Below are 20878 nucleotides of genomic sequence, written 5' to 3' on the forward strand. Positions count from 1 at the left end.
GGGGCCCCGGCGGCGGGCTACGGCGGCGGCGGGCTACGGCGGCGGGCACCAGGGCCGCGGGGCTGCATGGCTGGCGCACCCTTTGGAGCTGATGCCCCCAACGAATCAGACCGGATGCCTGCCGCTTCCGCCTCCCGACTGGAAACCTCATCCGGCAGCGCCGCCAATGCCATGATGTCGCAGACGATTCAGCTCCAAAGGCTCTGACCAACACGTCCTCACCCCCGCGACGCGAAGCCCGATCGCAGGTCACGGCAGCAGAACCCCGTTGATCCGTCCACGCCACGACCGCCGGAGGGTGGGCGAGGCGTTCACCCGTACCCCCGAGGGGAGCGGCACCGCCGACTGCCGGAAGGTGACCGCGGTGCCCGTCGGGCACCCGGCCGGGTGACGACCGCCTGGCCGCACGGCCGCGCGGTCAGCTCGCCGGCCCGGTCTCGCGGCGGCCGGAGTCCCGAGGGTGGTATTCGGGGCGAAGCTTCGCGCTCGCGAACGCCGACTTCACCGCCGCCGAGAGCGCGGCGATGTCGTACGCGCCGTGGTGTCGCCGGCCGTTGATGAAGAAGGTCGGGGTGCCGGTGACGCCGCTGAGGTCGGCGGAGTCGACGTCCTCGGCGATGCGGTCCACTCCCATCCTCTTCACCATGTGCTCCCGGAACCCGTCCAGGTTGAGGCCGAGCTGTTTGGCGTAGCCGAGCACCTCGACGGGATCGAGAGCGTGCTGGTGGGCGAGCAGCAGGTCGTGCATCTCCCAGAACGCGCCCTGCTCCCCCGCCGCTTCGGCGGCCTCGGCGGCGAGTTGGGCGTGCGGGTGGACGTCGGTGAGCGGAAGGTGGCGCCAGACGTACCGGACATTGGCGAAATCCGCCAGCAACTCTCGGACCACCGGCTCGGCCTGCCCGCAGTAGGGGCACTCGAAATCGCCGTACTCCACCACCGTCACCGGTGCGTCGAGCGACCCACGCATGTGGTCGCGCTCCGCATCGACGGGCAGCATCAGGTCGACGATCCCCTCGGTGACGCCCAGCAGTGCGCGGGTCCGCCGCGCCGGTGAGAGTCGTCTGACGGAACGGAACACCATCCAGGTGACGACTGAGGCACCGACCGTCGCCACGAGAATTCCGAACTTCGCCTCATCCAGGGCCGGGCCGCTCAGGGCATGGGTCGCGATCAGAAGCGCGACGGTGAAACCGATTCCGGAGATCGTGCCGACCCCCGCGACGGCGACCCAGCCGACGGGTGGCCGGAACCGGTTGCCGCTCAGCCGGGTCACCAGCCACGCGGTGGCCAGGATCCCGGCCGGCTTACCGACGACGTACGCGACGACGACGCCGACCGTCACCGGCGAGGTCACAGCCCTGGTCAGCAGGTCGCCGTCGATGACGATCCCGGCGTTGGCCAGCGCGAACAGTGGCACCACCAGATAGCTCGCCAACGGGTGGTAGAGCGTCTGCAGCCGCTCGTTCGGCGACAGCGCCGAGGTGAGCCCGGCACGGGCCATCCGGGCGAGTTGCGGGGTGGGCTGCTCCCGGAAGAGGCGGAACTGGTCGCTGGCCCGCTGCAGGTCACCGCGGCCGGGAGCGTAGGCGTAGGTCAACAGCCCCATCACCAGACCCACCGCGACCGGGTCGACACCGGACATCGAGACGGCGAGCCAGGCCGCCACCCCGAGCAACGCGTAGACCGGGCCGAACCGCACCCCGCAACCCCGGACGAGCAGCACGACGCCGAAGATCGCCGCCGCGACGATCAGCGCCCTCAGCGAGGGGTGATGCGGGTACGCGATGGCCAGCACCGCGATTGCGACCACGTCGTCGACGACGGCGACGGTCAGCAGGAAACCCCGCAGCCGTTCCGAGAAACGCGGCCCGAAGACGGCCAGCGCGCCCAGGGCGAGCGCCGTGTCGGTGGCCATCACCGCACCCCACCCCGCCGCTGTGGTGTGCCCGGCGTTGATGGCGAGATAGATCGCGACCGGCACGAGCATGCCGCCGAACCCGGCCAGCATCGGCAACGCCAGCCGACGCCGCTCCCGCAGCTCGCCGATGTCGAACTCGCGACGCAACTCCAGCCCCGCGACCAGGAAGAAGAAGGTCATCAGGCAGCTGTTGACCCAGGTACGCAGGTCATGCGACACCTGCCAGTCGCCGAGCCGGACGGAGAAGGAGGTCTCCCAGACCGACTCGTACGACGACACGTGCAGGTTCGCCCAGACGAGAGCCACCACCGCGGCGATCAGCACCGCCCGGGCTCCGCCCGTCTCGGTACGCAGGAACGAGCGCAGCGGGGCGTCGAACCGCCGGTCCCAGATGGTTCGGGCGGACCACGCCCGCTGCGTATTGTCGCTCGTCACGGAAACAATCTTCGTCGCCCTGGACCGTCACGTGGTCCGGATTGCCACTCCTCCTCCGCGAACACGTCTCCTTGGCGGCACCCCTGCCGCGTCGATCTTGCAGTTTCGGTCGTCGAGATGCAGGTTTCTGCGTCATATGTCGCGACAGAAACTGCAAGATCGCGCCCCGACTCCGCCGATCATGGAGTTGTGGTGCCTGGTTTAGCGCCGTAGCAGGTGCTTTGTTACCCACCACAAGTCCATGATCGACGGGACGGGCGGGGCTTGACGGGCCGCCCGCTTCGCCTAGCGCGACTCCTTGGCGTTCGATCCCTGGGCATGCACGCAGCGCCACTGGTTGGTAGCGTGCCGGTGATGTTGCCGGTTGTCGCCGGCAGCGGTCCCCTGGGGAGGGTCGACGTGTGGGCGGACGACGCTGCTCTCGACGCGGCGGAGCGCCGGCTCGACGAGTGGGAGACGTCGCTCGCCGAGCGGGCGGCACGGGCCAAGACTCTGTCGGCGACGATGAAGGATCTGACCGGCACCGCCCACAACACCGAGCGGACCGTCGACGTCACAGTCGACTCAGCCGGCCTGCTGATCGACCTACGGCTCGACGAACGCGTCCGGCAACAACCCGCGGCGCACACCGCTCGGCAGATCCTGGAGACCACCGCTGCCGCGCGCGCCGACCTGCTTCGACGGGTCAGCGTCGCAGCCACGGAGTCATTTGGCGACGACGTGAGCGCCCAGGCCATCATCGACTCGTACCGCAGCCGGCTCCTCTCCGACCAGGGATCGAACGATGCCCGCCGGTGACGGCATCCAGGTCGACCCGGACGACCTGACCGCCCACGCGGCCCGCCTCGATCGCGGCGCCAGCAGCCTCGACGCCGCCCAGCAGGCAGGCCAGCACGTCCGATTGGGCACCGACGCCTACGGGCAGCTCTGCGCGATGATGCCGGCGCTGCTCGACAGCCTCCAGCGCACGCTGGTCGACAGCATCGGCGCCGCCGCCGCATCGGTACGGGACACCGCCGGCAAGCTCCGGGTCGGGGCCGACCACTACCGAAGCTCCGACGCCCACGCCAAGCAGCTACTCGACGGGGTGCGGCGACACAGGTGACGTCGAACCCGCTCGTCGCCGCCGCCGCTAACACCCCGCCCAGCGCCTGGGCGGGCGTGTGGATATGTGAGGACATCGAACTCATCGCCCAGGGCGTCCGCACCGGCAGTTGGATCGACGGCAGCCTCGGCGTGGTGAGCGCCGGCCTGGACGCCCTCGCCTTCGTCTCCGACCCGGTCGGTGCCCTCCTGCAGTACGGGATCGCCTGGCTCATCGAACACGTCAAGCCACTCAGCGAAGCGCTGGACTGGCTCGCCGGCGACCCGGCCCAGATCACCGCACACGCCCAGACCTGGCGCAACGTCGCCGGCTCGCTCCGCGACCACGCCGCCGAACTGGCTCGCGCCGTCCGCAGCGACCTCGCCGGCTGGGGCGGCAGTGCCGGCCCCGCCTACCGCGCCTGGGCCAACGAACAACAACAAGCCATCACCGGTCTCGCCCAGGGTGCCGACACCATGGCCGCGATCACCGAAGGCGCCGCCGGCCTGGTGGCCGCCGTCCGACTCCTGGTCCGCGACGCCATCGCCACCTGCGTGTCCCGCATCATCGTGTACGCGGGCGAACTCCTCATCACCGGCGGACTGGCCGCGCCGCTGGTCGTGGAGCAGGTAACGACAGTGGTGGCGTCGTGGGGAGCGCGGATCGCGCGGTTGTTACGCGGGCTGCTGGCGAGTTTGCGGCGGCTGATGCCGGAGATCCGCCGGCTCGGTGACCTCATCGAGAAGCTCAAGCAGGCACTGGGGCGGCTTCAGAAGCAGTCAACCGGCCCGCAGAAGCCCGATGGCCGTGAGCCGACGAAGATTCCGGGTGATCCCAGTCGACCGGACTTTGCCATGGCCGAAATCGACTCACGGAAGATTGCCGACTACGCCATGAACCCGGATCACCCTGTCGGTAAGAACAAGTATCGCGTCATCAACTCCACCACCGGCCTCGGGCCGGACGACGCCGACCGGATCATGCAGCAGATTCGCGAAGGCGTCCTCGCTGGCAAGCCTTTAATGGGCAGGGCCGACGAGTACGGTCAACGGTGGAACGTAGACCTACCCCTCACTGGGCCCCATGGCACGGTCATCGTCCGCACGGCCTGGATACTGGAGAACGGGTCCTCTGCACCCCGAATGGTGACCATCTCGTTCCCGCCCAAGGAAGGGTGACATGTTGGAGCTGTACGACGTGGTTGAGCTCCGCGAGGCCATTGCGGGAGAGCAGTTGTCTCGCGGGGCAGTCGGCACCGTCGTTCACATCTTCAGCGGCCCTCCGCCTGCCTACGAAGTCGAGTTCGCCGACGCCGATGGCCGCACCATCGCTTTGGCCACGCTCCGGGCCGACCAGGTAATACACCGAGGCGGCTAGGCCGTGTTTCGTAGGGCGTTGATGTTGGGGCGTGGCGGTGGTCGCTAATTGAAGAGGTCTCCGGTAGGTGGTTCAGCGACCAAGCTAGAACTTCACACCGGAGACCTCGTGCCGAGCGTAACGGCAGCGAGGCGACATGACCTGACCGACGTGCAGTGGGCGGCGCTGGAACCGGCTAGTCATGAAGATGGTCTGCTGCGCCTTCGTCGGCGGTGCCCGCAACAACGTGCTGGCTCGTTGAAGGCATCTGCCCTCGTGCAAAGGCGGCAACGGAGGCTGACCTGGGCTGATCGCCCGGTTGGTCTCGGCAGCGCGAACCGTGCGAGTAGGGTCCAGTCACGGTCGACGAAAGGCAGATCAACCATGACGATCCCCCATCTCACGGCAGCCGACGGCACGACTCTGCCGGCGATCGGGCTCGGCACGTACAAGCTGAACGGCTCGGCTGGTGTCGACGCGATCAGTCAGGCGATCCGGTCGGGCTACCGGTTGATCGACTCGGCGGTGAACTACGAGAACGAGGGCGCTGTCGGCCAGGCGGCCCGGTCGGCCGGCGACCTACGGGACGAGCTGATCGTCACCTCGAAGCTGCCGGGTCGGCACCACCGCTACGAAGAGGCGCTAACCACCGTCGAGGAGAGTGTGTTCCGCACCGGCCTCGACCGGGTCGACCTGTATCTGATCCACTGGCCGAACCCCAAGGAAGACCTGTACGTGCAGGCGTGGCGGGCGCTGATCGAGGCGCGTGAGCGTGGCCTGGTGCGGCACATCGGGCTCTCCAACTTCCTGCCCGAGCATATCGAGCGGTTGGTGGCCGAGACCGGGGTGGCCCCGGTGGTCAACCAGATCGAGGTGCACCCGTACTTTCCGCAGCAGGAGGCGATCGCCTACCACCGGGAGCACGGCATCCTGGTGCAGGGGTGGAGCCCGCTCGGCCACGGCAACGACCTGCAACAGCACCCAGTCGTCGTGGAGATCGCGACCGCGCATGGCGTCAGCCCTGCGCAGACGATTCTCGCCTGGCACGTGGCCCGTCAGGTGATTCCGCTGCCCAAGGCCGCCTCCCCGCAGCGGCAGGCCGAGAACCTTGACGTCTTCGGTATCACGCTCACCGACGCGCAGGTCGAGGCCATCACCGCGCTGGGCCGCCCGGACGGGCGCCTCTCGGACCAGGACCCGGCGGTGTACGAGGAGTTCTGATCGCCCCCCCGAGCATGCTCGACCAGCACCACGGAGCGTGACGTCTGTGGGACCGGACGCGGTAATGAGCGTGATGACTGTGAGGCATCAATATGCCTGTGAGTCATCACGCTCATCACCACATCGGCCGGCAAATTTACGGAGCTCGAACGCCGGCGTGACGAACGCTCAGACGAGCCCGCCGAGGGCCGGGTCGCTGATGCTGTCCTTGCCGTTCTCGACATGACCCGCGCACCGGTACGAGAAGTCGGTGTCGCCGGCGACGGAAACCGTCAGGTCGTACCAGCCGTGGGCGCGGGCGAGCGCCCAGGTGGCCCGCTCGGTTTCACCGGGGCGTAGTGACAGCTTGACCGAGCGGGCGTTGTACCCGTCCCGGACGGTCACCTCGATCCGCTTCGACAGGCGGTTCTGAAGTGCGAGGACGACCTTCTCGCCCCGCTCCTCGTAGGAGGGGGTGACGTCGAGCGGGGACCGGCCACCGGCGAACCGACGGTAGAAACCGTTCGGGCCGTGCACGGACAGGTCGTACCCGGACTCGATCTTCCAGGTGTCGGTCAGGTGCTTGCCCGGCTCGACCGTGTAGCTGCGCGGGGCGTCCGCGCTGCCGGGCTGGCGAACCTGGAAGACCGCGGCGACCCCACCGGTGTTACGGAAGTCGATGCGGAACGAGTCGGCGCCGAGGTGACCGTCGGCGTGCAGGGTGTACGGGATCGGCCGCGCCGGGCGTACCCCGTGCTCCTGCTTCGGCAGCCGCTGGCCGGTCGGCGGGACCGGGACCTCGTCGGGGTGTCGGACGAGGTCCTCGGGCTTGAAGTCGTCGGTGTCGGGCAGCCTGACCTCGCGGGAGCGGTTCGGGTGCCGGAAGTCGAAGGCGCTGGTGAGGTCGCCGACGACGGCCCGTCGCCACGGGGTGATGTTCTTCTCGATCAGGTCGGGACGGCCGTGCCCGAACCGCGCCTCCAGGAACTTGATCAGTGAGGTGTGGTCGAAGACCTGCGAGTTGACGTAGCCGCCGCGCGTCCACGGCGAGACGATGACCATCGGCACCCGGATGCCGAGGCCGTACGGCCCGGCCGGGTGGTCGGCGTCGCCGGGGAAGATCTCGTTGGTGGTCGGCACTGTCGACTGCCCGTGCTCGCGGCTCTGCGGAGGCGTCGGCGGGACCACGTGGTCGAAGAAGCCGCCCTCCTCGTCGTACGTGATGAAGAGCGCCATCTTGCTCCACACCTCGGGGTTCGACGCGAGGATGTCGACGACCTGGGAGATGTACCAGGAGCCGTACGCGGGCTCCCAGTTCGGGTGCTCGGTGTACGCCTCGGGCGCGGTGATCCAGGAGACCTCGGGCAGGCGTCCCGCCTCGACGTCGGCGCGGAAGTCGGCCAGCAGCGCCTCCGGGTCGCGGCCCTGGGTCCTGACCTCCGTGCCGGTCTTGGCCCGGTCGGCGAGCGGCGTTCCGGCCTGTGCGTTCTGGTACTGGTGGAAGTAGAGCAGCGAGTTGTCGCCGTAGTTGCCGATGTACGGGTCGTTCGTCCAGCCCCAGGAGCCGGCGGCGTTGAGGCCGGTACCGACGTCCTGGTAGATCTTCCAGGAGATGCCGTTGCGCTCCAGCCGCTCCGGGTAGGTCGACCAGTCGTAGCCGGCCTCCGCGTTGGTGATGACCGGCCCGCCGCCCTTGCCGTCGTTGCCGACCCAGCCGCTCCACATGTGGTAGCGGTTCGGGTCGGTCGGCCCCATCAGCGAACAGTGGTAGCTGTCGCAGACGGTGAAGGCGTCCGCGAGTGCGTAGTGGTACGGCAGGTCCTGGCGGGTGTGGTAGGTCATCGCCGTGACGCCCTTGTTCGGCACCCACCTGTCGAACCGGCCGTCGTTCCAGGCGGCGTGCCCGTCGTTCCAGCCGTGCGGCGGGTCCGGCAGGAAGGTCTGGCCGAGGTTCTTCACCTCGGGGCGGAAGGGCAGCAGCTCGTCGGTCCCGTTGGGCTGGTGCCACACGTCTTTGCCGGACGGCAGTGTCGCCGGATGGGGGTCACCGAAGCCGCGTACGCCGCGCATGGTGCCGAAGTAGTGGTCGAAGGAGCGGTTCTCCTGCATCAGGATGATGACGTGCTCGACATCGTTGATCGTGCCGGTCCGGTTGTTCGCCGGGATGGCGAGCGCCTTGCTGAGGTCCAACGGGAGCGCCGCGCCGATCGCGGGAACTCCCATCGCCTTGAGGAACGTACGGCGATCCACAGTGCCCATAACTCCGCCTTTGTGCGACCTGGTCGGGAAACTGGCGACCGGACGCTACCGACGGCGGGTTGACGGCAGATGACCGTGGTTCGATGGTTCTGCGACCACTTGTCAACCGGCTCTGGGCCGGAAAGGCACTGGTCACGCGGCCGTGTCGTCGACCCGGGTGAGCCGTCGATGGCCGCGAGCAGGATCGTGGCGCTCTCCGGCCGGGGGATCGACAAGGTGGGCGACTTCTCCCCCGGGTTGGTCGCCGACGTGGCCGCGACGCTGTTGACCACGCCCGGTCACCACGAACAGGTGTACGACCCGGCGGGCGGCATGAGAGCGGCGTAACAGGTGATCTGCCCGCATACCGTGAGTACCCCGACGTACCGTGAGATCGTGCCGACGAGAGAGATACTCACCAAGGCTGACCTCGCCGAACTTCGCCGTTCGGCGCTCGGGACGGCCAATCCGCTCGGTGTCGCCGCCGACGTCGCGCAGGCTGCCGAACAGGGGCGGCTGGAGGACCCGGACGACGCCGGGGACGCGTTCACGCTGGCCGCCGAGATCGCGGAGACCCGGGCCCGGCCCGAGGCCGCGTTGCGCTACGCGGAGCAGGCACTGGCGGCGTACCCGTCCGGCGACGACCCTCGGGCCGGGTTCGCCCGCGCGTTGCGGGCCCGCGTGTTGTTCCGGGCCGGCGGTCACGACGACGAGGCGATAGCCGAGTTGACCGCGTTGCGCCCGTTGCTGCTCGTGCAGCCCGACGCCCCCGCCTACGTCAGTGCCGCGCTGGACGCCGGTGGGCGTTCGGCGACGGCCGAGACGTGGCTGAGTGAGGCGGTCGACACGGTGCTCAATGAACGCGCGACCGCCGCGTCCGGGCCGGCCAGCACGGCGATCGACCCGGTGGTCGATCTCGGGCCGCCGGACGCGCCCGGTGTCGCCTTCTTCCTGTTGCAGCAACGGCATCGGGTACGCCGCAATCTGAACCTGCCGCACGACAGGCAGGACGACCTGGCGGACCGGCTGGAGACCCAGCTCGTGCGTCGGGCCGGCGAGCGGCGGGACGCGGAGTCGGATCTGCTCTTCTGGCCGCGGGCCGAGTTCGATCGTCTCCTCGCCGACCATCCCGCCCTCGCCGAGGTGTACGGGCCGGACTGGGACGCGCACCGCGGCCGGCTGGAGACGGAGCTGGTTCGGCTGCGGGGTGCCGGTCAGGCCGGGTTGGGTGTCTTCGCCGCGACAGTGGCCGGGTTGACCGCGTTCGCCGGCCGACGGGGCGGCGAACCGGCCGACCCGGCGGTCCGGGCGGGCTACGCGGCGGAGGTGTCGGCGCGGCCGAGCGCGCGGATCGCCTGGCCGCCGGAGCGCAACGATGCCTGCTGGTGCGGTTCCGGCCTCAAGTACAAGAAGGACTGCCTGCCGCGCTCCCGGAACTGACCGGGCCGGCTGTCGCGCGGCGGCGGCCGACCTGGCCGGGAGTAGTAACGTTCCTGACGGCTTTGACGTCCCTAGCCGTCAGGAGACCTCGTGCTGGTCATCGCGCGCCTCGGTGAGACCCTCGACAGCCATCCCCGGTCGGCCGAGCGGCTCCTCGTCGATTGCCCAGTGCCCGGTGCCGACGAGTTGGGTTCGGTGGCAGTCTGAGCGCGCACGGGGTCGCGGTGCTCGGCTTCCTGGTCGCCGTCGCGCCGATCACCGCCACGCCGGGCGCGAGCCTGACCCTGGTCGTCTCGCGGGTCGCCACCGGCGGGCGGCGGCAGGGCTGGTGGGTGATCCTGGGTACGGTGACCGGGCTCTACGTGCACGCCACGCTGGCCGCTGTCGGCCTGGCCGCGCTGGTGCTTCGCTCGTCGCAGGCCTTCTGGGTGGTCAAGCTGGTCGGGGCCGGTTATCTGGTCGGGCTCGGGCTCTGGATGCTCTGGTCCGCGTCGCGTCGCCGCCCGGAGGCGGGACGGCGACCGGCGGTTTCCGCCCGGAGGTTGCCCTGGCGCGTGGACCACCCGTACCTGCAGGGGTTGCTCGGCAACGTGTTGAATCCCAAGGCTGCTGCCATCTACCTCACCCTGGCACCGCAGTTCCTCGAACCAGGCCGACCGGTGCTGGTGCCGATGTTGCTTCTTGCCACGGCACACTGCGCGCTGCACACCTGCTGGCTCGCCGGTTGGACGGTGGTGTCCGGTGCCGCCGCCCGGCTGCTCCGCACCGCGGCGGTGCGACGAACGCTCGACCGGCTGACCGGTGTGATCCTGCTCGGCCTCGGCGTTCGCGCGGCGGCGACCTGAGTCGCCGACGGTGACCGGCTCGATGCGGAAGCAATCTTGGGGGCTGACATGCCCCGGCGGTACCGATAGCGTCCTCCCCCGGACGGGTCGACGTCCGCCGAATTCAGGAGGATCCGCCGATGTTCGAGGAGTTCATGGGCATCCCTGCCCACCCTCTGCTGCTGCACGCCGCTGTCGTGTTCGTGCCGCTGCTGGCCCTGCTGGCTGTCGGCTACGCGCTCGTCGCGCCGATCCGGCCGCACACCCGCTGGGTACTGGGGTTGCTCGCGTTGGGCGCGCCGGTCGCCGCGCTGCTGACGAAGCTTTCCGGTGACGCGTTCCTCGAACGGATGCGGGCGGCAAACCGGGTCACCCCCGAATTCCTTCCGCGGCTTCAGACGCACCAGGACTTCGGTGACCTCACGCTCTACGCGACGATCGGTTTGGCGGTCGTGGCGCTGGGACTGGTCCTGCTCGTACCACCGACGGCCGCCGGGACCGGTGTGGAGGGTCGTCCCGGCCGGCTTCTGACCCTGGCGTTGCAGGTGTTGTCCGTGGTGGCCGCCGGCGTCGCCATCTACTACGTGTTCCGCACCGGCGACTCCGGGGCGAAGGCGGTCTGGGAAGGGCAGTGACGGTCAGGCGACGTCACTGCGCGCCCGCCAGGAGAGCGCCACGAGCCACCCGGAGATGAGCACCGCTCCGACGGCGAAGCGGATGCTCGCACTGCCGTCGCTCCACGGCAGGGCGGTGAGCACGAAGGCGAGGGCACTGCTGGTGGCGCTGTAGCGCGCCCAGGTCCGGTCCCCCTGGGCGGCGAACCGTCGAGCGATCAGCAGGCCGGCCGCGATCAGCGACAGGAACGCCGCCGCCCCACACACCGTGTGCAGGACGCTGTCCGTGCTGGCCTGCTCGGGCAGCCCCGCCGGGGCGCCGGGTGGCCAGCCGAGTGCGGGATCGGGCACGAAGATCCCACCGCCGACCATCCGTCACGACGAACGAGGTGGGGCCGGATCGACACCGCTACCAAAAAGGTGGTGCGGCCCGGCCCGATCGGGGCCGAGCCGCACCGTTGGGTCGACGGTCAGCCGGCGTGGTACGCCCGGATGATGGTCTGGTCGATTCCGCTACCGCCGTTGGCGGCGGCCTTCACCCGCAGCGAGACTGCCTGTCCGGCGGTGGCCTTCGGCAGCTCGACCCGGTAGCTGTCACCGCTGCCGGTGACCCGGGCCGACTTCCAGGTGGCGCCGTCGTCGGTCGACGTCCAGACCTGGAACGACGTCACCTTCTGCGTCTTCACACTGTGCGCCTGCCGGACGGTCAGCTCGGCCGTGCCGTCGACCGGGTGGTTGTCGTGGTCCATCGGCAGGGCGTAGTCGACCGCGAGCAGCGGCAGCGGCACGTTCCCGGTGCCGTCCGGGCCGGCGGACCGGAACGTCCACGACGTGTTGACAGTGGTGGAGATCGGCAGGATCAGACTCGTGTCGACGTCGAGGGTCACCCGGTAGTCGGCCATCGACTGCGGAACGCTGAAGTCGCCGTACGGGCCGGACCGCTCGTCGACGAGCGTGCCGTTGCGGTACAGCGACAGCTTGCGCTTCACGCCGACCGCCTCGCCCTGCAGGCAGTCGGCCCGCTGGTGCTGGTCGGTGAGCGTCACCATGTCCAGGTGCAGGTTGCCCCGGGTCCGCGACGGCGCGGTGGTGCAGCTCCAGTCGGCGCCGGCCGGGTCGTCGTACCAGTCGGAGTGCAGCGGCTGCCGCGCCCAGACCTTGGAATGCCGGCTGCCCGGCAGGTACCGGCGCGGCGCCTCCAGGGCCGCCAGCCCACCGTAGACGCCCTCGTCGGCCCAGACGATCTCCGGCGAGAGGTACGACGTTCGGCTCGGCGGCATGACGCCCTCGTAGGTCTGGGTCACCGGTACCCCGTCAGGAGTGGAGCCCGTGCGGACCAGCAGGGTGTACATCTCCGGCGAGTCGGTCTGGTGGAACCGCTCGTCGATGCGGGCCAGCCGGGCCTGCTCCGCCCTGGTCACCCGGAACGACGGGTCGGCCGGCACGCCGCCGGCGTACTCGTGCACGATGTTGTAGCGGTACGGCGTCGCGGTGCCGGCCGGTGAGTCCATGTTGACGGCCGCCCAGGTGCGCCGCGATCCGATGCCGGGCTTCGGGACCGCCACGCTGCGCACCGAGGTGGCCACCCCGAACCCGCTGATCTGGTGCCACCACGGCAGGCCGTTCACCGCGGTCTGGAAAGTGGTGACATCGGTCCGGGTGGTCTTGGTGGCCGCCCCGTCGACGGTGGCCGTGACGGGCCGGGCCTGCGCCGGGTCGAGGGTGACGCTCCGGGCGACGTGCACGTCCAGGTCACCTGCCGCGGTGAGGGTGCTCTCCTGCACGTCGCTGTCGACGTAGTAGGCGATCGACGCGCCGAGCACCGAGTACCGGCCTGCCGGCACCCGCAGGGTGAAGGTCTCCCCGGGCGTGCCGCCGCCTCCTCCGTAGAACAGCAGGGGGGTCGGTGAGGTTGGCGACCATGAGGTTGATCCAGGTGTCCGCACCGTCCCGCAGGCCGGGCATCGGCTTGGTGTGGATGGTCAGGTCGTAGCTGGGCGGCTCGACGTAGAAGCTCACCGGCGTGGTCACGACCGGCTTGCGGCCGCTGCGGGCGGTGACGGTGGCCAGGTAGAGGCCCGGCCGGCTGGCCAGCGCCTTGCGGTTGATCCGCAGGGTCGCCGTCCCGGTGGCGCCGTGCTTGAGGGTCACCCGGCTCGTCGACAGCGATGCCGCGCCGCGCGGCACCGGCTGGCCGTCGTGGTTGACGATCGACACGTCGAGGTCGAGAACGGCGGTGGACTCACCGGTCCAGCTCAGCTTCGTCTCGCTGGTCCCGGACTGCGGGTACGCGAACGTGCCGAGGTTGACCACCGACTGGTCGCCGGTGGGGCCGCCGAGGGCACGGGCCGCGTTGAGGCGGCCGGCTCCGACGGCGTACGGGTCGATGCCGGTCAGCGGGTCGACCGCGCCGACCAGGGCGGCCTTGAGCCGCTCACCGGTCCAGTCCGGGTGGCGCTGGGCGAGCAGCGCGGCGGCGCCCGCCACGTGCGGGCTCGCCATCGAGGTGCCGCTGATGGCCTCGTAGTACCTGTCGATCGGGTCTTGGAGGTTGGTGCCGGCGGCGCGGGCCGCGACGATGTCGACACCGGGCGCGACGACCTCCGGCTTGGCCGCGTGGTTGTTGATCAGCGGTCCACGGCTGGAGAAGTCGGCGAGCTTGTCGTCGCGGTCGACGGCCCCGACGGTGAGCGCGGTGGCGGCCGACCCGGGCGAGGATATCTGCGCGCCGCTGTTGCCGGCGGCGATGACGAACAGCGTGCCGGTGGACTTGCTCAGGGCGTCGACGGCGAGCGAGAGGGGGTCACTGCCGTCGTCAGGTGCGCTGCCACCGAGGCTCATGTTGATGACGTCGGCCCGGGGCGCGGCCCACTCCATGCCGGCGATGATGCCGGAGTCCTCGCCGGAGCCGTGGTCGTCGAGGACCTTGCCGATCACCAGCTTGGCGTCCGGCGCGACACCACGACGCTGACCGTGTGCGGCCGCGCCGGTGCCGGCGATCGTCGAGGCGACGTGCGTACCGTGGCCGTTGTGGTCGACGGCGTCGCCACCCTCGACGGTGAAGTCGGCCCGCTCGGCGACCCGGCCGACCAGGTCCGGGTGGGTGAAGTCGGCGCCGGTGTCCAGCACCGCGACCCGGGCGCCCTTGCCGGTGTAGCCGGCCTTCCAGGCGTCGGGCGCGGCGATCTGGCCGAGGTTGCGGTCCAGGCCGGCGGGCTTCGCGCCGGCCGGCAGGGCGGTGGCGCGGACCTTGCGGTCGAGCCAGACCTTCTTCGCGCCGGCGAGCAGCGAGTTGGTCGCCAGCTTCGCGGTGGCCGGGCTCTTCTTGGGTACGCGGCCGGCTACCGCGCCGATGCTGGGCAGCGGGAGCACGTCACCGAGCGCGGCCACCCGGGCGGACGCGGTGGCGGGCTGCACGATGAGCGGCAGCTCGGCGGCGTTGTCGTCGTCGTAGCCGTCGGCGATGAGCGCGGTGACGTCGAACAGATCCGGGTCGAGGACCGAGCCGATCTGGGCGGCGACCCGGGCGGGGATGACGTGCAGGTGACCGTCGGGGCCGCAGCTCTGGTCGATCACCGCGTTCTCGTCCGCCGGTCGCACGGTGGCCTGCGGGCAGCCCGATCCGGTGTTCCGGACGGTCACCACGTCGCCGGTCAGCAGGGTGACTGTGTGTGTCTTCGGATCGGCCGAGGCGGCGGGTCCGCCGGCCTGGCTGATGTCGTTGGGACCGGCCGTGGCGGTGCCGCCCGGTAGGGCGGCAAGTGTCGTGGCCGTGACGGCGACGGCCATCAGCCACCGCGTTTTCCTGAGCATGGTGCTCCTCGTCTAATGTGGACGAAACCGCCTCTTCGGGCGACTCGGCAAGATCATATGCACGGGGACGACCGTCCGGGAGCCTTCGACGAGGAGGTTTTCACGCCCGTAACAGTGGGAGCACCCGGTGAGGTCGTCGCCGACATCGGCGGTGAGTCGTACACCCTCACCGCCGGCGAGTCGGTCACCTTCGACTCGCGCCTGGCGCACCCCTACCGCAACGCCAGCGAACAGCCCGCCCACCTGATCATCGCGGTGACACCACCGACTCCCTGACCAACCACCGTGGACATCCGAGGGGATCGACGGGACGCCGCGGCGCACCTAGCATGACGACGAATGGATCTTCGAGATTGGCCAGTGCCGACACCCGGCGACCAGCCCAACCGAAGGGAGACGCGCATGCGTCGACCCCGTCATCTAGCGCTACTGAGCGTCGGCGTGTCCGGCGCCCTGGTGCTCAGCGCAGCCCCCACCGCAACGGCTGCACCGCCCGCCGCCACCACACCCACCGGCATCGTGGTCAGCGACGGTATGACCCAACCGGTGTTCTCGCTCGCCGACGCGATCGAGGAGCGGGTGTTCGTCCAGACCCCCGTGGACACCGACCACGACGGCCGGCTCGACCGGGTCGCGATCGACATCTCCCGCCCCCGGGAGACCGCCACCACCGGCTTCAAGGTGCCTGTCATCTTCGAGCACAGCCCGTACCGCAAGGGCACCTGGGGTGACGTGCCGTACCCGAGCGTGCTCGTCGACGAGCTGCCGCAGAATGGCCTGACCGACCGCTCCGGGCGTCGCGCGCTCGACGCCGGCGCGCAACGGGCCCAGGCCAAGGCCAACCTGCCCGGCTCGCTCGACGACTACTACGTGCCCCGCGGGTACGCGGTGGTGCTCGGGCAGAGCGTGGGCACCGGCGACTCGGACGGCTGCCCGACCAGCGGCGACCAGGCCGAGACGCTCGGCACCAAGGCGGTCATCGACTGGCTCAACGGCCGGGCCAAGGGGTACGACGCCAGCGGCGCCCCCGTCACCGCCGGCTGGACCACCGGCGCGGTCGGCATGACCGGTGTCTCCTACAACGGGACGCTGCCCAACCAGGTGGCCACCACCGGTGTCAGGGGGCTCAAGACCATCGTCCCGGTCTCCGCGATCAGCAGCTGGTACGACTACTACCGGGCCAACGGTCTGGTGGTCGCGCCCGGCACGTTCCAGGGCGAGGACCTCGACATCCTGGCCCAGTACACCGCCGGGCAGGCCCGCGCCGAAGGGCAGTGCGCCGACGAACTCGCGAAGATCACCGCCGAGCAGGACCGGGTCACCGGCGACTACTCTACGTTCTGGCGCGACCGCGACTACCTCGACGCCCGTGACGTCACAGCGAGCGTCTTCGTCGTGCACGGCCTCAACGACTGGAACGTCAAGACCGAGCACTTCGCCGGCTGGTGGGACGAGTTGGCCAAGCGCCACGTGCCGCGCAAGATCTGGCTGCACCAGGGCGGCCACGGCGGCCCGGGCAGCAGCGCCTCGGTGACCCTGCCCGGCGGCCAGACGTGGACGTACAAGCAGACCGAGAACCGCTGGTTCGACTTCTGGCTGTGGAACGTGCGCAACGGCATCATGAACGAGCCCACGGCGGTGCTCCAGCGCGAGGACCGCGCCTACACCACGTACGCCAACTGGCCGGACCCGGCGGCGCGGGAGGTAGGCCTGCGCTTCGCCGCCACCGACGCCACCGCGCCCGGCGCGCTCACCACCGGCAAACCGCCGAAGGCCAGAGTGGAGCAGAGCTTCGTCGACGAGGGCCGGACCATCCACCCGGACACCCTGGTGTCCAATCCGGACGCCGCGAGCGCCAACCGACTCGCCTACCGCTCCCCCGAGCTGACGCAGAGCGTGCGCATCTCCGGGCGTCCGGAGATGCGGTTGCGGATGGCGATCGACAACAAGCCGGACGCGAACCTCACCGCGTACCTGGTCGACTACGGCCCGGCCGGGTCGACCGCCGCCCCGACGGTGGTGACGCGCGGCTGGATGGACCCGCAGAACCGCGTCAGCGCCGCGCGAACCGCGCCGGTCAAGCAGGGCAAGCTGTACGACTACCGGTGGACCATGGAGCCGAAGGACTACATCTTCCCGGCGGGCCACCGGATCGGTGTCGTCGTCTTCTCCAGCGATCAGGAGTACACGTTGTTGCCGTTGGGCGGCACCGAGCTGCGGGTCGCGCCGAACGACAGCGAGCTGCGACTGCCCGTGGTGGGCGGGCGGGGCGTACTCGGTTTCTGATCGGCTCGGTCAACGGGTGGGGCGGTTCGACGACGCGTCGGGCCGCCCCACCCGGGTCTCGTCGTCGGCGGTGCCGGTGTGTGCGAGTGCGGCGAGGAGCCGCAGTTTCTCGTCGCTGTCGCTGTTCTTGTCGGGGTAGTAGACGACGAGGATGACGTCTTCGATGGGGAGCTTGTCCCGGTGGAGGTGTAGTTCACCGACGACGGGATGGTGCACAGTCGTCGTGCCTCCGGCGAGACTGCGGACGTCGTGGCGGGCCCACAGGGTGCGGAACCGCTGACTGGACAGCGCGAGTTCGCCCACCAGCTCGACGAACCGGGGGTTGTCGATGTCGTCACCGACGGTGGTGCGAAGAGTGGCGATGAAATCGGCGGTGGCCTTCGTCCAGTCCTGGTGGAAGGCTCGTTCCTCGGGATCGAGCAGGAGCGAGCGCAGCCGGTTCTGGCCGGGCCGCAGGCGCGGGGAGAGCGCCACGGCCATGGGGTTGGAGGCCAGCACGTCGAAGGCGCGTCCCTCGACGAACGCGGGGACCTGAAGGTGGGCGAGCAGCTCGTACACCCGCACTGGTACGTGCTCGGACCGCTTGCGGCGCGGCGCCCTGGGGCGCGCCGCCGCGAGGTCGAGCAGATACGCCCGCTCGATGTCGTCGAGCTGCAGGACGCGCGCGAGCGATTCGAGCACCTGCGGTGAGGGATTCTTGTCCCGGCCCCGTTCCAGCCGCAGGTAGTAGTCGGGGCTGATCCCGGCGAGCAGGGCGACCTCCTCGCGCCGGAGGCCGGGCACGCGGCGCCTGCCGCCGGTGGGGAGCCCTACCTGCGACGGTGAGACCAGTTCGCGCCGAGCCCGAAGGTAGCTGCCCAGCCGGTGGCCGCCGTGCGACTCCTCTTCGCTCATGGTCACCACGCTAGTGCGGCGCGCGTGCCGTAGAGGGGGCCCTGGTGGGACCTGGGAAAACGGGGGCCCCGCCACATCCGCCGGACTGCGCCAAGCTTGTGATCGCCCTGTTCGGGCGCCCTCTGGATCGAAGGGAAGATCTCGTGGATCTCTCCAACCGCACAGTTCTGATCGTCGGCGGCACCTCGGGTATCGGGCGGGAGTTGGCCCGCCGGTTCGCCGCGGCCGGCAGCACCGTGGCCGTTGGCGGTCGCAGCCCCGAGGCCCTCGCGGAACTCGCCGCGGAGGGTTTCGGCACATTCGCCATCGACGTCACCGACGGCGCCTCTGTCGCCTCCGTCCGGGACGCCGTGCTCGCCCGTCACCCCGAGCTGGACACGGTGGTGACGACGTCCGGTGTCATGCTCATGGAAGACCTTCGCGACCCTGCGCACTTCGCGACGGCGGAGACGACGATCGACACCAACCTGGTCGGCACCATCCGGGTCATCGACGCCTTCACTCCGCATCTGGTCGGTCGGGGTGCGGGCACCTTCATCACCGTCACCTCCGGCATCGCCTTCCTGCCGTTCCCGCCCATGCCCAGCTACGCCGCCTCGAAGGCAGCGGTGCACGCCTACTCCGAGGCGCTGCGCGCACAACTCGAGGGCACCGGTGTCGACGTCGTCGAACTCGTCCCCCCGGCCGTCGCGACTGCCGGTCAGGAGAAGGTGAACCCGCACGCGTTGCCGCTCGACCACTTCGCCACCGAGGTCATGCAGCTGCTCTCGGCGAACCCCACTCCGAGCGAAATCCTCGTGAAGGGCGTACTCATGCACCGCTGGGCCGAGCGCGACGGCACCTACACCGACCTCGTCGCGCAGCGCTCGAAGGCTCTGGCGACGCTTCCCGGTCGCGGGCGCTGACACCGTCCCGGCGCCGAGCACACCCCCTAGGGCATCCTAGGAAGATAGCCCACGGCGGTACCAGCCCGCTGCCGCAGCTGGCCGGGCCCCACCCCGGGGCCCGGCCTGTGTGCTGTCGTCATCATTTTTCCAGCAACTGCCGTACGTATTGACAACTTTCGACATCGGGGTGAGGCTTGGACTGCTGAGAGCGCTCTCTCGGACCGGCCTCACCGGGCCACCACACGTCTGGCCAGGGTCCACTCCGCTGTCTTCGGCGGCGGCACCGGAGTTGCCCCTGACCCGTCCCCCGACAGGAGTTACCAGATGGACAGGGCCGTACCCCACGTCCCCCGCCGGTTACGCCTCACCGTCGCGATCGGCGCCCTGCTGACCCTCCTCGGCACCTACCTGGTCTCGACCACCGACCGGGCCGACGCCGCCCCGGTCGCCAACGCCATCCGGGTCGCCGAGTTCCCCGCCGACTGCACCTACAGCCACCGGCTGCCGGACGACCCGATCGTTTTCCCCGGGCTGCCCGGGGCTTCGCACATGCACAGCTTCTTCGGCAGCAAGGTGACCAACGCCAAGACCACACTCCCGGACCTGGTCAACTCGCCCACCACCTGCAACCCGCTGGTGGACGTCTCGTCGTACTGGGTGCCGACCCTGTATCGGGACAACGTCGCAGTGGAACCGGCGATCGCCACGTTCTACTACCTGGGCGAGGGCGTACGCGCCGACGTCGTCGCGAACACCCAGCCGTTCCCGCAGGGGCTACGGCTGGTCGCCGGCAACGCGAAGGCGACCGGGCCGAACGACAGCATCGCCCGCTGGTCCTGCCTGCACGCCGGGCAGGTCCCGCCGTCGAAGGACTTCGTCAACTGCCCGTCAGGCACCATGCTGGAGTCGTACCTGGACTTCCCGCAGTGCTGGAACGGCCGTGACCTCGACTCGCCGGACCACAAGAGCCACCTCGCGTACCCGGTGAACCAGGCCTGCCCGAGCACCCACCCGGTGCACGTGCCGAAGCTGCGCCAGGTGCTGCGCTACCCGGTCACCGGCGACCCGTCGCACTTCCGGCTGGCCTCCGGGCCGGGCTACACGATGCACGGCGACTTCTTCAACGCCTGGCCGGTGGCGGAGATGGCCCGCCGGGTCCAGGACTGCATCCGTCCCGTCATCAAGTGCGGTCACGACGGCCGACCGATCTGAGCCGACAGGTTCACGCCAGGGCGGTGGGTCCGGTCCCCCGGGCCCGCCACCCCTGGGCGGAAGGAGGTCGAGTGCGCCAGCCGACGGCGTTCACAGTGCTCGCTGCCGTGCTGCTTCTCGGCGGCTGCGGCGCCGGGCCACGGGACGCGGCCAGCACCACCCCACCACCCGTGCCCGCACCAGCGGTGACGACCGCGCCGACACGCACGGGTACGGCGTTCAACCCCACCGACATCGCCTGGCTGCAACTGACGGCGGCGATGACCGAACGCCTGCTCCCCGTCCTCGATCTGGTACCGGCTCGGACGACCGACCCGGTCTGGCGACGAACGGCCACCGAGGTCGCGACGACCCGGCGCGCCGACCTGGACCGCGCCCGCCGGCTGCTGGCCGATGCCGCCGCGCCGACGACGAATCCGCACGAGGGTCACGACATGCCGGGCATGGTCACCGCGCAGGAGTTGACAGCGCTGCGAGCGGCGAGCGGGAAGCCGTTTCTCCGTCTGCTCGCCGGGCACCTGCGGGCGCATCTCGCCCAGTCGGTTCGGATCGCCGAGGCGGAGCAGCAGAGCGGAGTCCAGCCGGCGACGCTGGCGCTGGCGGCGGCCGTGGTCCGGACCGGCACCGACGAGCTCGCACGACTCGATCACCTCCCCGGGTAGCCGCAGGCGAGGCGG

At 70.2% G+C, this 20878-nt stretch carries 20 protein-coding genes; 14 read left to right on the forward strand and 6 right to left on the reverse strand.

Going from position 1 to position 20878, the window contains the following annotated elements:
* Positions 1–418: 418 nt before the first annotated feature.
* Positions 419–2353, reverse strand: coding sequence for a Na+/H+ antiporter NhaA (locus tag ABZ406_RS15675; protein WP_357761264.1), 1935 nt, complete (start codon positions 2351–2353; stop codon positions 419–421).
* Between the two features lie 354 nt (positions 2354–2707).
* On the opposite strand from ABZ406_RS15675, the gene ABZ406_RS15680 reads away from it, so the two are divergent.
* The 5 genes from ABZ406_RS15680 to ABZ406_RS15700 all read left to right on the forward strand — a co-directional run bounded on the left by ABZ406_RS15680 (position 2708) and on the right by ABZ406_RS15700 (position 6014).
* A complete protein-coding gene (locus ABZ406_RS15680; RefSeq protein ID WP_357761266.1) occupies positions 2708–3151 on the forward strand; it encodes a YbaB/EbfC family DNA-binding protein in 444 nt (147 codons plus the stop codon).
* On the forward strand, positions 3138–3458 hold the full coding sequence (locus tag ABZ406_RS15685) for a type VII secretion target (protein WP_357761268.1): 321 nt from the start codon (positions 3138–3140) through the stop codon (positions 3456–3458). The genes ABZ406_RS15680 and ABZ406_RS15685 overlap by 14 nt, the downstream gene beginning before the upstream one ends.
* On the forward strand, positions 3455–4615 hold the full coding sequence (locus ABZ406_RS15690; RefSeq protein WP_357761271.1) for a WXG100 family type VII secretion target: 1161 nt from the start codon (positions 3455–3457) through the stop codon (positions 4613–4615). Before ABZ406_RS15685 ends, ABZ406_RS15690 begins: the two co-directional genes overlap by 4 nt.
* A 1-nt stretch (position 4616) precedes the next feature.
* A complete protein-coding gene (locus ABZ406_RS15695) occupies positions 4617–4814 on the forward strand; it encodes a DUF4926 domain-containing protein (protein WP_357761274.1) in 198 nt (65 codons plus the stop codon).
* A gap of 363 nt (positions 4815–5177) precedes the next feature.
* Positions 5178–6014 carry an aldo/keto reductase gene (locus tag ABZ406_RS15700; RefSeq protein WP_357761277.1) on the forward strand — a complete coding sequence of 279 codons (837 nt, stop codon included), beginning with the start codon at positions 5178–5180 and terminating at the stop codon, positions 6012–6014.
* Between the two features lie 168 nt (positions 6015–6182).
* Here ABZ406_RS15700 and ABZ406_RS15705 read toward each other — a convergent pair whose 3' ends face one another.
* Positions 6183–8252: a phosphocholine-specific phospholipase C gene (locus tag ABZ406_RS15705; protein WP_357761280.1), complete on the reverse strand. Its 2070-nt coding sequence runs from the start codon at positions 8250–8252 to the stop codon at positions 6183–6185.
* 168 nt (positions 8253–8420) lie between these two features.
* Here ABZ406_RS15705 and ABZ406_RS15710 point away from each other — a divergent pair, with 168 nt between their 5' ends.
* The 4 genes from ABZ406_RS15710 to ABZ406_RS15725 all read left to right on the forward strand — a co-directional run bounded on the left by ABZ406_RS15710 (position 8421) and on the right by ABZ406_RS15725 (position 11130).
* Positions 8421–8579 (forward strand): hypothetical protein, encoded by a 159-nt coding sequence (locus ABZ406_RS15710; RefSeq protein WP_357761283.1) that lies wholly within the window; start codon positions 8421–8423, stop codon positions 8577–8579.
* A 48-nt stretch (positions 8580–8627) separates the two neighbouring features.
* Positions 8628–9671, forward strand: a complete 1044-nt coding sequence (locus ABZ406_RS15715) for an SEC-C metal-binding domain-containing protein (protein WP_357761285.1) — start codon at positions 8628–8630, stop codon at positions 9669–9671.
* A gap of 224 nt (positions 9672–9895) precedes the next feature.
* Entirely contained in the window at positions 9896–10516 is a 621-nt protein-coding gene (locus tag ABZ406_RS15720; protein WP_357761288.1) for a LysE family translocator, read from the forward strand.
* Positions 10517–10635: 119 nt separating this feature from the next.
* Positions 10636–11130, forward strand: coding sequence for a DUF2231 domain-containing protein (locus ABZ406_RS15725; protein WP_357761291.1), 495 nt, complete (start codon positions 10636–10638; stop codon positions 11128–11130).
* Positions 11131–11133: 3 nt separating this feature from the next.
* On the opposite strand, the gene ABZ406_RS15730 is transcribed toward ABZ406_RS15725, so the two are convergent.
* The 3 genes from ABZ406_RS15730 to ABZ406_RS15740 form a co-directional block, all read right to left on the reverse strand.
* Positions 11134–11481, reverse strand: coding sequence for a DUF998 domain-containing protein (locus tag ABZ406_RS15730; protein ID WP_357761294.1), 348 nt, complete (start codon positions 11479–11481; stop codon positions 11134–11136).
* A 98-nt stretch (positions 11482–11579) separates the two neighbouring features.
* Positions 11580–12953, reverse strand: a complete 1374-nt coding sequence (locus ABZ406_RS15735) for a hypothetical protein (RefSeq protein ID WP_357761297.1) — start codon at positions 12951–12953, stop codon at positions 11580–11582.
* The gene (locus ABZ406_RS15740; protein ID WP_357761300.1) at positions 12862–14922 is read right to left on the reverse strand and encodes a S8 family serine peptidase; all 2061 of its coding nucleotides are present in this window, start codon (positions 14920–14922) and stop codon (positions 12862–12864) included. Before ABZ406_RS15740 ends, ABZ406_RS15735 begins: the two co-directional genes overlap by 92 nt.
* Positions 14923–15036: 114 nt before the next feature.
* Between ABZ406_RS15740 and ABZ406_RS15745 the strand changes: the two genes are divergently transcribed.
* Positions 15037–15198 carry a cupin domain-containing protein gene (locus tag ABZ406_RS15745; RefSeq protein ID WP_357761302.1) on the forward strand — a complete coding sequence of 54 codons (162 nt, stop codon included), beginning with the start codon at positions 15037–15039 and terminating at the stop codon, positions 15196–15198.
* 126 nt (positions 15199–15324) lie between these two features.
* Positions 15325–17208 carry a Xaa-Pro dipeptidyl-peptidase gene (locus ABZ406_RS15750; RefSeq protein WP_357761305.1) on the forward strand — a complete coding sequence of 628 codons (1884 nt, stop codon included), beginning with the start codon at positions 15325–15327 and terminating at the stop codon, positions 17206–17208.
* 9 nt (positions 17209–17217) lie between these two features.
* Here ABZ406_RS15750 and ABZ406_RS15755 read toward each other — a convergent pair whose 3' ends face one another.
* Entirely contained in the window at positions 17218–18102 is an 885-nt protein-coding gene (locus ABZ406_RS15755; RefSeq protein WP_357761308.1) for a helix-turn-helix transcriptional regulator, read from the reverse strand.
* 143 nt (positions 18103–18245) lie between these two features.
* Between ABZ406_RS15755 and ABZ406_RS15760 the strand changes: the two genes are divergently transcribed.
* From ABZ406_RS15760 to ABZ406_RS15770, 3 genes are all read left to right on the forward strand, one after another.
* The gene (locus ABZ406_RS15760) at positions 18246–19007 is read left to right on the forward strand and encodes an SDR family NAD(P)-dependent oxidoreductase (RefSeq protein WP_357761311.1); all 762 of its coding nucleotides are present in this window, start codon (positions 18246–18248) and stop codon (positions 19005–19007) included.
* A gap of 306 nt (positions 19008–19313) precedes the next feature.
* A complete protein-coding gene (locus ABZ406_RS15765) occupies positions 19314–20201 on the forward strand; it encodes a DUF1996 domain-containing protein (RefSeq protein WP_357761314.1) in 888 nt (295 codons plus the stop codon).
* A 71-nt stretch (positions 20202–20272) separates the two neighbouring features.
* Positions 20273–20863 carry a DUF305 domain-containing protein gene (locus ABZ406_RS15770; RefSeq protein ID WP_357761316.1) on the forward strand — a complete coding sequence of 197 codons (591 nt, stop codon included), beginning with the start codon at positions 20273–20275 and terminating at the stop codon, positions 20861–20863.
* Positions 20864–20878: the final 15 nt, after the last annotated feature.

Source organism: Micromonospora sp. NPDC005710, assembly GCF_040630995.1.
Classification (GTDB): domain Bacteria; phylum Actinomycetota; class Actinomycetes; order Mycobacteriales; family Micromonosporaceae; genus Micromonospora.